Below are 12979 nucleotides of genomic sequence, written 5' to 3'. Positions count from 1 at the left end.
CAATCACCTTTTTCATTTTATTAATAATTTACTTATTGTAAAAGATACAATAAGTAGTAAATGATATAAAAAATTTTAACCCGGCGTAGTTTTAGTCTCCATTTGTTTGATAATATTATTCACCTCCTGCTCGGTAGAGCGCAATTTGGTTTGACAAAAAGCAATCAATTCCGAAGCACGTTTTACTTTTTCAGCAAGCACATCCACCGATACTGATTCATTTTCAATTTCAGCAGCTATTTGTTTTAATTCGGCATAAGCCGCTTCATAAGTGAGTTCCTTCATTGTCAGTTTTTGTATTTACAGTTGTTGAAATAATATGTTTTTCCATGGTGATGGTTAATTCATCTCCCTTTTTAATATTTTCACTATCGCTGATAATTTTCCCGTTTTGTGCAATAATTGCAAATCCTTTTTTCAAAATATTATCCGGTTTCATCAGGTTAATTAAAGATATATAATGATTTACATAACCCTTTTGATTTACGAGAAATTTTTGTGAAAAAACTTTTAAGTTAGAGATTTGATTGTTCAGCTCGTTTTGCCTGTTAGCAGTGGTTATTTTGGGTTGAGATAACATTTGGTTGAGCAGGTGTACTAAGTTGGTTTGCAGCGCATATAAAATTGACTTGGTATTATTCGTAATAATTTGATGTAAACCTGTTAAACTATCTTTGTGAAAGTTAATATATGTCCTCGCCTGATTCACAATTGTGGTATTCGCCATATGAATACGCTGCATTTGAATACTCAACATCTGCTGTGATTTTATCACCACTGCTTTTTGCAAGATGAGCAGTTCCTCTTCAAATTGTCTGTTGTGCGAAATAATAAACTCCGCAGCTTTTGTTGGCGTTTTAGTGCTGGTATGTGCCATCATATCGACAATACTCACATCGTTGTGATGACCAATACCTGTAATTACCGGAATCGGAAATTTTGCAATTGCCAATGATAATTTAAATTTATCAAATACCAAAAAATCTGATTTTGCACCACCACCACGAATAATTACCACACAATCGTAGGCTTTACCGGATTCGTGAATGGCAATTAATTTATTGATCAGTTCAAATTCTGCGTCACCACCCTGCACGGTAGACTGATAGATATCAATACTAAATTTATAACCAAATAGATTGGATGAAACGGTATGTGTAAAATCGATATAACCCTCCGAATTTGGCGAACCGATAATAGCAATTTTTTGAATAACAGGAGGGATGTTTATTTTTTTATTTCGGGTGATATAATGGGCACCTATTTTTTGAATAATATCCGGAAAACCGGTAGCTAATTTGTGTAATGTTTCTCTTCGTTGTAATTCAAGATTGCCTAAGGTAAATGAAGGGTCAATATCCTGCATTACCAATTGCATGCCATATACTTTGTGAAACTCAATTTTCACCTTCACCAAAACCTGAATACCGTTTGTAAATAATTGTCCCGTTTCCTGTTCAAACAATTTAATCCGCTGCGAACCCGACACCCAAGAAACACCCCTTATTTTAGTAATCGGGTCATTCGATGTTTCCGATTTTTCAATAAACTCAAAATAGTGACGGTCGTTGTTGGCGTAAAATTTATGTCCGGATATTTCTGCGATAATCCAGTATTGCTCGTTGCCAAAGTATTGCGCAAAGTGTCTTCCACCTTTTGGATGAGTTCGGATAGTTTGATATGTTGCAATTCGGACAAGTTGCTGCAAAGTTGACCTGCTAAGGTAAGGAAAATGTGCAGGAAAAAAGAGAAATGCTAAAACTAGTGGTGTAATATTTCAGGAGATACCTGATATTGTGAATTCGGTATTAAAAACTTTTGTGGTATGCGGCCTAAGAAATAACGATATATATTACTCAAGGTATTAGGATTTGGTTTTATCACTTTCTCATAATTTGCACCAAAATTTATTTGTGATTTATTATAACTTGCATTAAAAGGCGCGCTATATAATGTATTACCTGAGTTTTTTATCCTAATACGCAAGGGACCTGTTGTATCTCCCTGATATTTTTTAAATAGTAACAAAACAAATTCACCCGTTAATAATTTTACACAATAATTCATATCAAAACAATTCATTGGCATTTCAAAATATTCGATAGGCTCGTAAAATGGAGAATCTTTCATTTGGATTCCCAAGGCACATCCTGTATCGAAGTTAAAATATCGCTCCGAAGAATTATTGTTAATGATATATACAGGGAAATAGGCATAAATTATTTTATTTTCCGGATTACCATTGTTATAGTAAACCATAGGAACAGTTGTTTCATAATCAACCACAATATCCAGACCTGTAAAATCGGCGTTGCCATAACATTTAGCATTATTATAGATCTCCTGCAATAGAATCCCTTCGTCATATAGGTGCCATTATGCTCCATTAAAATAGTATCTGCAAGTTGATGTTTGCCCATATATTTCGGCAAGGCATTTGTTAAATCATTGCATGCATAAAATGTTATCGTATCAGGATTGCGCAAAAATCTATTTATAATTACCGGAAACCGTTTAGAGTTCTGCGCGATAATCGTTGGGTTGTCCTTTTTAAGAAAACAGTTGTCACCAACGACGCAAATGCAAGGAGGATAAAAAATGTTTTCAATTGTGGTTTTGATAATAACGGAAAAGACAAAGTTTTAATTGTAAAACTTAGCCTACAATTTTATTATGAATTAATGTAATCTAATTCCGTGTTGCAATGTCGCAGGGTTTTACAGTTGGTTTATTTTTTGGGATGTAAGAACCATGCTCGGACATCATTGGTTCACAACTTTACAACCTTGCTCTGACATGAAAGATGTTCGCATCAATTTAATCCAGCATGAACATGGATAGTAAAAATTAAATTGCAACGCGTGAGGGATAGTAGCGGAAACCCCACAGCCGAGGAACGAGGCGAGGAGTTGTAGCGGATAGCCCGACCCTAAAGCAGAACGACCATTTGTTTGGTAACAAATGGTCGTTCGCTTTAGGGGTACGCCCCAAATCTTTTTTATTAATTAATTTTCAATTTCATTTGTAAGAAACAAATGGTCGTTCGCTTTAGGGGCACGCCCAAAACATTTTAATTAAAATGTTTTATTAATTATGACAATTTAATTTTCATCAATGCACATTCGGAATTTCCTCTCTATGAAATTCAAATTGGTCATCTTTTTCTTTGTATTGCATGATTAAATCGAGGGCTTCAGCAATTACGTCGGAACATACTGTGATATGTGAACCTTTTTTTGCGTTTTCGATACAATATTTAATCGAATCGGCTTCAGGGTTGATACATATTACCGGCATGTTGGGATTCATTTCGAAAATTCCTTCTTTTAATAAATTCATTATTTCTTCATCGGTGCGACCACGCAGATTTTTGTCCTGACGAATAATTATTTCATCAAATGCGACCTGCAATACGTCCTAATTCGCGAATGTCTTCATCGCGACGATCGCCGGCTGCGGCTATTACACCTACCTTTGGATGCATTTCTACTTTTGCCAAATAATTACTGATTGCCTGGAAGCCGTCAGGATTATGTGCAAAATCTACCAGCATTTCAAAGTGTTTAAATTTAAATACATTCATGCGTCCCGGTGTCATGGTAGGCGATGGGATAAATGTATTTAATGCGAGTTTTAAATCTTCAATTTTAAAATTCTGAACAAATGCTGCTGCAACACATGGTAAAATATTCTGAATCATAAACGCTGCTTTACCACCTAACGTGAGCGGAATATTTACCACTTTTTCTACGCGTATTTTCCATGTGCCTTTAATAATACTTACCCAACCATCTTCCAATACCGCAGCTACACCACCGCGTTCGCAATGTGCTTTAATGCGCGGATTATTTTCATCCATACTAAACAACACTAAATTACATTCCAGATTTTTGCGCATATCAAATACTAAATCATCATCGGCATTTAAAATTGCATATCCTTCTTTACGTGTTGTTTCAGGAACTACCGATTTTACTTTCGCCATTTCATCTACGGTATCAATATCTTTTAATCCGATATGATCGGCAGTTACATTAGTAACAATAGAAATATCACATTTATCAAAAGCCAAACCTGCTTTTAATAATCCACCTCGTGCACATTCTAAAACTGCATAATCAATAGTTGGATCCATCAACACAAATTTCGCAGAAACAGGTCCGGTGCAATCGCCTTTTTCCATCATTCTGTTTTGGATATAAATACCATCACTTGTAGTAAATCCAACTTTATATCCCATTGTTTTTGCAATATGTGCATTTAATCGCGTTGTAGTTGTTTTACCATTTGTTCCGGTAACAGCAACAATAGGAATTCTGCCTTTAGAACCTGCAGGAAATAACATGTCTACAACCGGTTCAGCAACGTTGCGGCCAATGCCTTCGCTTGGTGCAAGATGCATGCGGAAACCCGGAGCAGCATTTACTTCCAGCACCACGCCACCATTTTCGGTCATAGGAACTGAAAGGTCTTTACTCATAATATCAATACCACAAATATCTAATCCGATTACACGCGCAATTCTTTCTGCAGTGAAAATATTATATGGATGAATATAATCAGTCACATCTGTTGCAGTGCCACCGGTAGATAAATTTGCGGTTGATTTTAAAAATATTTCTTCACCATCTCGAGGAACGGAATTTTCATCCATACCTAATTTTTCTAATAAACGTAATGTATGGTCATCTAATTTAATTGATGTCAACACATTTTCATGTCCGTACCCACGACGTGGATCACTATTTACATGATCAATTAATTCTTTAATGGTATGTTGTCCATCACCCATTACCGCAGCCGGTTTTCTTAATGCTGCTGAAACGAATTTATAATTTACAACCAATAATCTGAAATCATATCCTTCCACATAACGTTCAACGATACTCCAGCGTGAAATTTCTTTTGCTTTTTTTAATGCGGCAACTGCTTCATCCCAATTTTTAATATTCATTGTTGAACCACGACCGTGATTGCCATCAATTGGTTTTATTACAATTGGATATCCAATTCTGCGAACAATTGTTTCAAGATCATCATTATCATAAGCAGAACCACCACGCGGTGTCGGAATATTTAACTGACCTAATAAATTTTTTGTTTCTTCTTTATCGCAGGCAATTTCTACTGCAATATTTGAAGTGGTGCTTGCAATGGTTGCCTGAATTCTGCGCTGATTAATTCCCCAACCTAATTGCACCAGTGAACGGCGATTTAATCGGATGTAAGGAATATCACGCTTAATAGCTTCTTCAACTATACTTCCTGTTGATGGCCCTAAACGTTCCTGCTCACGAATTTCTTTCATGCGCTGAATGTGCGGGGTGATATCATAATCGGCTCCGCTTGCCAGGGCTTGACAAAATTCCACGGCTACCTGACCTGCATATAAACCGGTTTTTTCTTCGAGATAGGAATAAACAACATTATAAACACCCGGTGTTTTTGTGCTGCGTGTTCTTCCAAATCCGGTATCAAGTCCGGCGAGGGTTTGTAATTCGAGTGCTACGTGTTCAATAACATGACCCATCCAGGTGCCTTCTTCCACGCGTTTGAAAAATCCTCCTGCATGATCTTCACTGCAGCGATGTTCATATAGGGAAGGAATCATTTTTTCTAAATTCTCACGAAAATTCGGAATCTTGTTCGTGGGCATGGCTTCCATTTCCTCTAAATCAAGTTTCATTACGATTAACTTATGCCTGCGAATACTCCAGTAGTTCGGGCCCTTCATCACTGCGGTAGATAGGATTTTCATTTTTCGATGTTCTTTGCGCTAAAAATAAGGAAATTTGGGTTAAAAGGAACACGGATTGGACGGGTTGGACGGATAGGGGACGGATTTTTTTGGTAGGTGTGGTAAAAGGAACGCGGAACCCGGCGGGGCGGGTCGCTGATTTGAAGTGATTTGAGCTGATTTTTTTATTTGATGGATGGTGATACTCGCTGATTTTTTTTTGATGGTGTGGTTGGGTGATGTGAAAAAGGGAACGCTGAACCCGGCGGGGCGGGTCGCTGATTTATGCGGATTAGGCTGATTTTTTATTTGATGTTTGATGATACTCGCTGATTTTTTTGGATGGTGTGGTTAAAGGCAACACAGGTTGAACGGATTAAACGGATATGGGACGGATTTTTTTTGGGGGAATGGATGGATGGGCCGCTAAAGCGGAAAGGGATGGGAACGGATTTTTGGAGGGTGGGTTTGATTTGGTGTGATTTTTTTGATGGGGAGGAGTTTTTAATTTTTTCGAAAAAGATAGTAAATCCGGTATGTAGGGGCGAATTGCATCCGCCCTTACATAGCGGATTTACGGATGGGGTGGACAAATTATGATTTTTAGGGATATGTTTTAAAAAGGAACCTGCCACGGCAGGCAGGCACGGATTAAACGGATTGAACGGATATGGGACGGATTGTTTTGGGGTGGATGGTGGGATGGGCCGCTAAAGCGGAAAGGGATGGGGACGGATTTTTTTGAAACCTGCCAACCGGCAGGCGCAGGCCGGCGGGGTGGGTCGCTGTGGAATTCTTTAAACACAAAAATCTAAACATTTTTTTCTTAGCGTTACTTAGCGGCCTTCGGTTCTTTGTGGTAAAACTTCGATAAATAACATTTTTTTCTTGATGTTGAAAGGAACGATGAATTCGCTGCGGCAGACCGCTTATTTTTGGTGGGATGTGGTTGTTTTGTTTGTTGATTTTATTGGGGAGAATTGATTTTTATTTTAATAGAAAATGTGAGTAAATCCTGTATGTAGGGACGAATTGAATGCGTCCTTACATGCAGGATTTACGAATCGATAGGACAAATGAAAGGGAATTTATCGTAGTACAAAGGCGTAATTTAAACGAATTGACCTCTGTAAGGCTCAAACAGGATATTTGTTTTTTATCCACACCGCAAAATGCTAGTGTAACTAGGTTTTTTTAATAAATAATCCGACAAAATCAGTTCTATCCGCGTCATCCGCGTTCCCGTGTATTTATATTTGCCCCACTCAATTATTATTATGACACCTAAAGGAACGCTTATTGCGGTGGGGGGGTCTGAGGAACGGAATACCGAATCTCAGGATAAATTGGATGTTTTAAAACGTATCGTTAAAGAAATGAAGGGTCGCGATACGCGATTGGAATTGGTGACAACTGCAAGCGGAATTCCAAGACAAATTGCAAAAGAATACAAAGCTGCTTTTGAACATATCGGAATTCATTCGTTAGGTATCATGCATCTCAAAACTAAAAATGATGCAAACAAAAAAGATATTCTTGCGCGATTAAAAAAATGCGACGGATTAATGTTCAGCGGTGGTAATCAGGAAAAATTAAGTGAGGTATTTTTAGACACACAGGCATTAGATATTTTACATGATCGTTATCAGCATGAAAAAGATTTTGTAATTGCCGGAACCAGTGCAGGTGCAATGGCACAAAGTGGAAAAATGATAAATGGTGGCACACCGTCAGAAGCAGTAAAACGTGGTAAGGCAATGATGATGTCGGGATTGGGTTTTATAAATAATGCAATTATCGATTCACATTTTGTAAATCGCGGTCGCTTCGGAAGATTAATGGTTGCCGTTGCAGAATATCCAAAATTAACCGGCATCGGCATTAGTGAAGATACAGGCGTAATTATTAAAGAAGAACGTTATCTTGAAATTATCGGCAGTGGAGAAGTAGTTATTATTGATGGACAAGAATTGCGTTATAATTCACTCGACAATAAAGAATACTCCGGATTAAATATCGAACACATGATATTTCATTTGCTGAGCGCCGGTATGCAATACGATTTAAAAATGAGAAAAATGGCCTTGCAGGCGCAGCATTAAATTGCTTCAATAAATTCCCGTAAAAATATCATCATCACCTTTTCGGTATCCGCGATACATCCCTTTGGTATTAAATGGTAAACAGATATTACCATTATGATCAATTGCAATTAAACCGCCTTCTGCGTCAATTGATTTTAATTTGTGATTAATTACTAATTCACATGCTTCATTTAAAGAAAGTCCTTTGTATTCCAGCAGACAAGAAATATCGTAAGCAACAACATTTTCAATAAAAAATTCACCATGTCCGGTGCAGCTTACTGCGCAGGTTGCATTATTTGCATAAGTGCCCGAACCAATAATAGGAGAGTCCCCCACACGGCCAAACGATTTATTTGTCATACCACCGGTTGATGTTCCCGCAGCAAGATTTCCATTTGCATCCATAGCAACACAACCTACAGTTCCGAATTTTTTATCATCAACATGATCTAAAACAATAATATCACGTTGTTTTGCTTTTTGTAATTGATCAAAACGAAATTGAGTGAAAAAATATGCATCGTTTTCAAAAGGAATTTGTTGTTCTTTAGCAAACACTTCTGCGCCTGCACCCAATAATAAAACATGTTCTGAACGTAATAAAACTGCTTTTGCCAGCGATATCGGATTTTTAATATTATTTACCGCTGCAACAGCACCGCTGCGTTTTGTTTTACCATCCATGATGCTGGCATCCATTTCGTGTTTGCCTTCATGTGTAAATACGGCGCCTTTACCTGCATTAAATAATTCGAAATCTTCAAGCACTTTAATTGCAGATTCAACAGCATCAACTGCATTTCCACCTTGTTGCATTAACTGATATCCGGCATCCAATGCATTTTTTAATGCGAGATGACAGGCGCTTTCTATTTCGGGTGTCATTAAGCGCTTAGGCATAGTGCCCGCACCACCATGAACAGCAATTTTGATTGGATGCATAACGCAAATATAGAAAATATTGGAACGGTGCAACACACAATAAAATGCACAACTTTGGCTATTGGCAAACTTCCTTTTCAAACCGATTTTGCAAGCGGTGTTAAACATTGTTAAGTTTGAAACTTTGAACACAACTGTTTGTGTTATGTTTGCGTATGTGGTTATTAAATAAGAACATAATGAAGACAAATATTATTACAGCAGCATTATTGGTTACCATAATTACTGTGGCAGGATGTTCTGCTAAAAATGTGGAGCCTGAACTGAAGGTTGACAAAAAAGATCAAAAAGAAATATTAGCTATGAGAAAAACATATACAGATGCTGAAATCCAGCAAAATGGATGGGAAAAAGCCACTTTTGGCGGCGGCTGTTTCTGGTGCACGGAAGCCGTTTTTGAAGAAAGCATCGGCGTGATGTCCGTTCAAAGCGGTTATAGTGGGGGCAAGATGGAAAATCCAACCTACACTGCAGTTTGCACCGATACTACCGGACATGCCGAATGTGTTCAGATTGTGTACGACCCAAAATTGTGCAGTTATGAAACCCTGCTCGACATTCACATGAAAACCCATGATCCAACCACCCTGAACCGTCAAGGCGCGGATGCAGGCATTCAATACCGTTCAGTAGTGTTCTATGCTTCAGATGAACAAAAGGCTGCAACAGAGGCTTATATCACAAAACTTGATGCCAGTGGGTATTACAGCGATAAAATTGTGACAGAGTTAGCTCCGTTAAGCGTGTTTTGGCCGGCTGAGACCTATCATCAGGATTACTTCGCTAAAAACCCTGATCAGCCCTATTGCGTTTACGTAGTGGCTAAAAAAGTGGAAAAATTTGAAAAGTTGTTCCCGGAATTAGTAAAACCGGAATATAAGGATGCGCATTAAATAATTGCTAAATATTTTATAGCCGACCACTTTAGTTGCGAATTATGCAATTGAAGTGGTTTTTTTATTTTAAAACTATAAATAAACCCATCAATCATAAAAAGGATAAAAAGCAATATCCAGGGATACGATATTTGTGAGAACGCCTCTTTTTTCGCTGGCGGTATATTTTGATGAGGTATTTCCAACCTGCAGGTAATATTTCGCTACAATGCTAAAAGCGCCTAAACCGGTGCTAACACCCAGGTTTAGCCCGTAATTGAACGAGCCGTTAAGATGATCTTCGTAATCGAACATATTTACACTTGATGAATTACCTTCCAATGTGTAGGTGTCAGGATAAAAAATACCATCTGAAATCGGACCTGTAGCCAAAGCCACATATGCGGCTTCAATGCCACCGAACACCTTGATATCCTCACCAACAACCACGGCCGGACTAAATCCTGCAGAAAACGAATACCATCGGAATAGTTGCAGAATTGGGGCTTTCTGCGGGTTCATATAGTCGAAAAAATTATAGGAGGCAGCCAGGGTATTTGCCTCACCCCGATACAATAACTGGAATGCATCAGAAACTTCTAAATGGTTGGCAAATCCTATAGCAGCGCCAAAACCCGGAACAGGGTCGATAAGTGCAACACCGTGCGGCATCACATACCTTCCGCCAACATAATAGCCGGCCTGAGCCGAAACGGTGGTGGCAAAACAACAAATTAAAAGGGAAATCAAAAATGTTTTCATAGTGATTTATTTAGCTGATTATTAGCAAATTATTCATCCATCATCCACTCATCCAGGTCGCGACGCTCTTTTTTTGTCGGGCGACCGGTTCCTTTATCGCGAAAGGCTGTCGGCATAAATTCCAGATGCGTGAGTTTCATTTTTTCTTCTTCAGGTGTGACATCCTCACAATAAGTTTTTGAAATTGGAGCGCTAACGCGTTTTTCGATAACGCCAAGTACCTTAAACTGATACCGCACCACACCCTTAGGAATAGTAATAATAAGGCCCGGATACACTTCAAACGCGGGTTTCACGCTGTCGCCATTTATTTTAACCTTACCGGATTTAACCGCTTCAGCAGCAATATTTCTGGTTTTATAAAGCCTTACAGCCCATAACCACTTGTCGATTCTGCATTTTGTTACCTGTTCGGGCATGATGATTGTTATAGTGCAGCGTAAAAATAAACTACATTATTTTATCTTAGCGGCAATATTAACCAAGACATGCAAAAACCAATCTCAGCACGCGAAATTGTGCTGTCACTAAAAGAGCGTTTCAGGCCCGAAAAGGCTGAACAGGGTTACGAAACTGTTTTCCATTTAGACATATCCGGGGAGCGGGGTGGACAATTCACCGTAAAAATTGCTAACGGAACCCTTAACATTGAGGAAGGTTTTCATGACACTCCGAAGTGTACTGTGACAACCAAAGACGAGATATATGAGGACACAGAATGGGGAAGAACCAATCCCCAGATGGCCGTTATGTTCGGAAAAATTAAAGTTAGTGACTTAGGTGAAATTTTGGATTTTATTCCTTTGTTCCACCGATGTGAAGATTTTTATAAATAATTAAGCAGCATCAAAAACAACAACAGCTATGAATAAAAAGATTTATGCAATTCTGTTATGCCTCGTAAGCGTTTCCGTTTTTGCCCAAACCGGATTTAATGGTTTGTCGGTAGCAACAGGTAACCTCCACCCTGAAACTTCAAACTACGGTGTGGTATTGCAAAACGAATTGATACAAGTTTCGGAATTTGACAACGATGTAAAATATGATGTGGTGTATGAATTTAAAAATGCCACTTCCAATTTTGCTACCGTTACAGCAGTTATGCCATTAAAAATTTATTTTAATGAATTTGGTTATGGCAAACGTCCAAAATTATTAGATGATTTGGCAACGGTTTCAACCTTTAGCGACATTTTTACTGTTCAGGATCGTGCAGTTGATACACGTGAGCAAATTCGTAAAAATTTCCAGCAACGTTTATTTGTTCGTAAATATATCAGCATGGATAACCTCAAACAAATGGGTATTTATGTAGATATGTTTCGCAATAACACCCGCATCAATATTAAAAAGGTTTTATGCGAATTGAAATTTACAGACGCAACACCTTTGTATTTACCAAAAAATACTGAAGTGCTTTCAATGGAAATTAGTTTCATCATCGAAATGAATTTTACACCGGATGAAGAAACGAATATTCTGACTTTCCTTACCATTCCAACAGCTAATGCCGGTATCGACAGAACTGAAACATATACAACCTATGAATTAGGGTATGAAAAAAACTGGTCAGGTCGTTTAAATAGTTTTTATATTCAACACGATTTATTTAATGAAACGCCTGTGTTGCCATCAAAAATGAGCGAATTTAAAACCTATGTTAGTGGCGACAGAGCTCAGGTATTAGTATTTGATGATATTATGTTTGCTGATAAAGATAAAATCGGATTTTTCCATTTTGCAAATCAGACAGCATGTAATTCAGGTTCATTGGTAAACGAGCAGGCGATAATTCCGGTAGCAATTAAAAGTGTTACTGCGTCATCATGGCTTAAAACCGATGCGGAAATGCCTAAACGCTTATTTTATAATACGCCAATGATCGCCTATTCCGATTCATTACATCCTTATCAAACAGGTACAGTTACCGGTATTGATGCATTAAATAATGCAACTAAGTATACCGATTACAATACACTTTCTTATTACGATTTTATAAAAGCGAATTGTAAAAACAATGTGCCGGGAATTACCTTAAAAGAATCAGGCAATCCGATTTATGCATTTGATATTTCTGACCATATTTATGAGGACAGTACTTACGACGGACGCGAAAATCTTGCGCGTCAAACATGCTGGTGCGAAGGTATTGCCGGTCCGGGAAATAATGAATATATCGAATTTGAAATTACACAACCTTCAAATGAACTGCGTATTTATAATGGTAATCAGAGTAGCAAAAAAGTATTTGATGAATCATCAAAAGCCGATATTATTACGATTACCAGTTTAGATGGTCATAAAATTAACCCGCATGCAGATAATCCTGCTGTAATGAAAAGTTCAATTATTGACCTTACCATTTTAAATGTGTACGAATTAAAAATGCCTCCGGGAAAATATCGTATTACCATAGATGCAACCGACAAAGGAACAACACCGGTTACTTGTTTTTCATCTATTACATTCGACTTTGAAGTGCGCGATGAATGGTATCAAAAATCGCAAGGCATGTTAAGAGCCTTTTTCCAAAAGAAGTAAAAAACTAATTTAGTTATACTAAATAAAAAATCCGG

10 protein-coding genes and 1 pseudogene are annotated in these 12979 nt (G+C 37.9%); 4 read left to right on the top strand and 7 right to left on the bottom strand.

Going from position 1 to position 12979, the window contains the following annotated elements; genetic code table 11:
• Positions 1-75: 75 nt before the first annotated feature.
• The 4 genes and pseudogenes from xseB to cphA form a co-directional block, all read right to left on the bottom strand.
• A complete protein-coding gene (xseB, locus tag IPI65_21295; GenBank protein ID MBK7443968.1) occupies positions 76-285 on the bottom strand; it encodes an exodeoxyribonuclease VII small subunit in 210 nt (69 codons plus the stop codon).
• The gene (xseA, locus tag IPI65_21290) at positions 266-1708 is read right to left on the bottom strand and encodes an exodeoxyribonuclease VII large subunit (GenBank protein ID MBK7443967.1); all 1443 of its coding nucleotides are present in this window, start codon (positions 1706-1708) and stop codon (positions 266-268) included. Before xseA ends, xseB begins: the two co-directional genes overlap by 20 nt.
• Before the next feature lie 53 nt (positions 1709-1761).
• Positions 1762-2349 carry a hypothetical protein gene (locus tag IPI65_21285; protein ID MBK7443966.1) on the bottom strand — a complete coding sequence of 196 codons (588 nt, stop codon included), beginning with the start codon at positions 2347-2349 and terminating at the stop codon, positions 1762-1764.
• 762 nt (positions 2350-3111) lie between these two features.
• Positions 3112-5758, bottom strand: a pseudogene (cphA, locus tag IPI65_21280) (cyanophycin synthetase).
• A 1256-nt stretch (positions 5759-7014) separates the two neighbouring features.
• On the opposite strand from cphA, the gene IPI65_21275 reads away from it, so the two are divergent.
• Positions 7015-7839 carry a cyanophycinase gene (locus IPI65_21275; GenBank protein ID MBK7443965.1) on the top strand — a complete coding sequence of 275 codons (825 nt, stop codon included), beginning with the start codon at positions 7015-7017 and terminating at the stop codon, positions 7837-7839.
• Between the two features lie 6 nt (positions 7840-7845).
• On the opposite strand, the gene IPI65_21270 is transcribed toward IPI65_21275, so the two are convergent.
• The gene (locus IPI65_21270; protein MBK7443964.1) at positions 7846-8766 is read right to left on the bottom strand and encodes an isoaspartyl peptidase/L-asparaginase; all 921 of its coding nucleotides are present in this window, start codon (positions 8764-8766) and stop codon (positions 7846-7848) included.
• 179 nt (positions 8767-8945) lie between these two features.
• Here IPI65_21270 and msrA point away from each other — a divergent pair, with 179 nt between their 5' ends.
• Positions 8946-9659, top strand: a complete 714-nt coding sequence (msrA, locus tag IPI65_21265) for a peptide-methionine (S)-S-oxide reductase MsrA (GenBank protein ID MBK7443963.1) — start codon at positions 8946-8948, stop codon at positions 9657-9659.
• A 90-nt stretch (positions 9660-9749) separates the two neighbouring features.
• On the opposite strand, the gene IPI65_21260 is transcribed toward msrA, so the two are convergent.
• The gene (locus IPI65_21260; GenBank protein ID MBK7443962.1) at positions 9750-10403 is read right to left on the bottom strand and encodes a hypothetical protein; all 654 of its coding nucleotides are present in this window, start codon (positions 10401-10403) and stop codon (positions 9750-9752) included.
• Positions 10404-10432: 29 nt separating this feature from the next.
• On the bottom strand, positions 10433-10822 hold the full coding sequence (locus IPI65_21255; GenBank protein ID MBK7443961.1) for an RNA-binding S4 domain-containing protein: 390 nt from the start codon (positions 10820-10822) through the stop codon (positions 10433-10435).
• 69 nt (positions 10823-10891) lie between these two features.
• Between IPI65_21255 and IPI65_21250 the strand changes: the two genes are divergently transcribed.
• Both IPI65_21250 and IPI65_21245 read left to right on the top strand, forming a co-directional pair.
• Positions 10892-11239 (top strand): SCP2 sterol-binding domain-containing protein, encoded by a 348-nt coding sequence (locus IPI65_21250; protein MBK7443960.1) that lies wholly within the window; start codon positions 10892-10894, stop codon positions 11237-11239.
• Positions 11240-11267: 28 nt separating this feature from the next.
• The gene (locus IPI65_21245) at positions 11268-12944 is read left to right on the top strand and encodes a hypothetical protein (protein ID MBK7443959.1); all 1677 of its coding nucleotides are present in this window, start codon (positions 11268-11270) and stop codon (positions 12942-12944) included.
• The last annotated feature ends 35 nt before the right edge of the window (positions 12945-12979 follow it).

Source organism: Bacteroidota bacterium, assembly GCA_016706255.1.
In the GTDB taxonomy this organism is placed as follows: Bacteria; Bacteroidota; Bacteroidia; order Chitinophagales; family BACL12; genus UBA7236.
The sequence above is the reverse complement of the archived record's forward strand: the minus strand, read 5'-3'. Positions and strand labels throughout refer to the sequence as shown.

Bases quoted from the DNA above. Each gene is read 5' to 3' on its own strand.
- msrA (MBK7443963.1), top strand. From the start codon at position 8,946: ATGAAGACAAATATTATTACAGCAGCATTATTGGTTACCATAATTACT.
- IPI65_21270 (MBK7443964.1), bottom strand. From the start codon at position 8,766: ATGCATCCAATCAAAATTGCTGTTCATGGTGGTGCGGGCACTATGCCT.
- xseB (MBK7443968.1), bottom strand. From the start codon at position 285: ATGAAGGAACTCACTTATGAAGCGGCTTATGCCGAATTAAAACAAATA.
- IPI65_21245 (MBK7443959.1), top strand. From the start codon at position 11,268: ATGAATAAAAAGATTTATGCAATTCTGTTATGCCTCGTAAGCGTTTCC.
- IPI65_21260 (MBK7443962.1), bottom strand. From the start codon at position 10,403: ATGAAAACATTTTTGATTTCCCTTTTAATTTGTTGTTTTGCCACCACC.
- IPI65_21275 (MBK7443965.1), top strand. From the start codon at position 7,015: ATGACACCTAAAGGAACGCTTATTGCGGTGGGGGGGTCTGAGGAACGG.
- IPI65_21255 (MBK7443961.1), bottom strand. From the start codon at position 10,822: ATGCCCGAACAGGTAACAAAATGCAGAATCGACAAGTGGTTATGGGCT.
- IPI65_21250 (MBK7443960.1), top strand. From the start codon at position 10,892: ATGCAAAAACCAATCTCAGCACGCGAAATTGTGCTGTCACTAAAAGAG.